1 protein-coding gene and 1 pseudogene are annotated in these 1,924 nt (G+C 64.5%); both read right to left on the reverse strand.

Annotated elements, in window-relative coordinates; all coding sequences use genetic code 11:
* Positions 1–29: 29 nt before the first annotated feature.
* Complete coding sequence (locus tag ABKW28_RS22705; RefSeq protein WP_348613535.1) at positions 30–758, reverse strand: IS30 family transposase; 729 nt, start codon at positions 756–758, stop codon at positions 30–32.
* Between the two features lie 920 nt (positions 759–1,678).
* Positions 1,679–1,924: pseudogene (locus ABKW28_RS22710) on the reverse strand (hypothetical protein); the annotation flags it as partial.

Raw genomic sequence — 1,924 nt, forward strand, 5'->3', positions numbered from 1 at the left:
ACCTGGACCGCCGCCCCACCCGCGAGGGCTCATGCCGCTTGACAACAACATTGAGATTCCCAGTGCCCGGGCACCGCGCGATCCTCGACCTCGGCGGGGCGTTCGCTGATCATGATCATGCCGGGGATCCGGCCGCGTCGTTCGGCCTCGCGGCGCCGTGGTTTGCGCATCGAGCGTCCGGTGCGCAGATGCGCGGTCAGCTCCCGTTTCAGCCCGCCGCGGGCCTGGATGTACAGCGACTGGTAGATCGTCTCGGGCGACACCCGCATCTCCGGATCGTCGGGGAAGTCTCGTCGGAGTCTGCCAGCGATCTGCTCGGGACTCAGGTGCTGGACCAGGTGGTCCTGGGCCGCCCTGCGCAGGCGCAGGTTGGTGGCCAGCTTCGCGCCCCGCGCCCTGGTGCGGCCGCGATCGACCTTGGACTGGGCGACCGAGGCCCGGTACCCACGACCGGTCGCACCCCGCGACAGCTCACGGCTGATCGTGGCCGGGCTGCGCCCGGTACGGCGAGCGATCTCGCGGACCCCGTGGCCGGCATGGGTCAACGCCGCAATGTCCTCGCGCTCGACCCAGGACAAGTACCGGCCGACCGGCGGGTGCACGGGAACAGGGTTCACCCCGCCAGCCTTGCTGAAGACCCGCTTGGACGTGGTTGCCGACATGCCCGTCAGCCGGGCAGCCGACTTCACCCCCAGACCTGAACGGATCGCCTCCCAGAACGGACGATCGAATTCCCTGGGCCGCATCGGACGAGCCATGGAACAACTCCTCAGTCATCGAGGTGTTGCATCACTACCTAGAACCCGCCCGGAACCGTGAGACCGACTCGACGCGACGGGGGACGTCACCTGTGGGCAGAGCGGCGAACCGGGGTCTGATCTGCTACTTTCGTGTTTAAGCGGGTGTCGTCTGTAGGTGCGCCGAGACGGCACGGGTCACCCCACCTGAGTCCTACGGATCAGAAGATTCGGGGTTCGAATGCCTAGAAGCGCGCGCAGCTCGATGAAGCCGCAGGATCGTCCGCTGACCCGTGGCTTTGGCGACTTCGGGCGATGACGCTCCAGGTATCTCTGTTCAACTATCGTCGGACCGCGAAGTTGGCCACACCAAATTCTTGGCGCAGATCGGGTGCTCTCTTAGACTCGTGATGCTTGAGCAGCGGCACCGACGAAGCAGAAACCCGGTGGTCTTCCGGGGAGGAATCGGGAGAATGCACGACTTGCATTCGGCCTTCAGTGGCGAGTTGAGCGCTGCGACACGTCAAGCGGCAACGGGCACGGAGCCTGACCGGTGGTTCTCATTGGTCAACAGAAATTCAGCAGAAACTACGGGAACCCGCGGGATGGACCGTGATCGAGCGGGAGTGTCGGTGACGATGTTGACCTCCGTTTCCCCAGGTCAGAAGGTTTTCGTGGGTTGGGTCGCTATTGCTGAGGCACGACTACTCGCAACGAGAAGGTCGTCTGTTCGTTTCCGACAGGCGGCTCACGTGATGTGTCAGGACCCGGCTGAGAGTGCGTTTCATGACTGACTTCGTCCGTCGTCGGATGATGGGCGGCTACCGCATTACCTTTCCAAAGTGATGGGTCGGCCTACTGTGAGCGGTTGTCATCGTTCGTCCTGCCCCTCGGAATGCGTGGCGGGGCATGCTCCGGCGCGGCCCGCGGCGCTCAGCCGTTCAGTTCTGGGTTGGGGGATACAGAATCGAGGCCATTCGGTGGGCGGCGTCGCGTCGCAGGTCGTCGACGATGTGCTGGTAGCGGTGCAGCTGGCTGGGGCTGGACCAGCCGAGGAGCGCCATCACGACGCGAGAGTCGACGCCCTGGACCAACAAGAAAGTAGCCGCGTGGCCTGCTGCGGTGATTTCGGACAGCGGATTTGATGGGTTTCTTACGCTGCCGTCGCCGGCTGGCTGTAACCGTAG

Source organism: Nocardioides sp. 31GB23, assembly GCF_040012395.1.
In the GTDB taxonomy this organism is placed as follows: Bacteria; Actinomycetota; Actinomycetes; order Propionibacteriales; family Nocardioidaceae; genus Nocardioides; species Nocardioides salarius.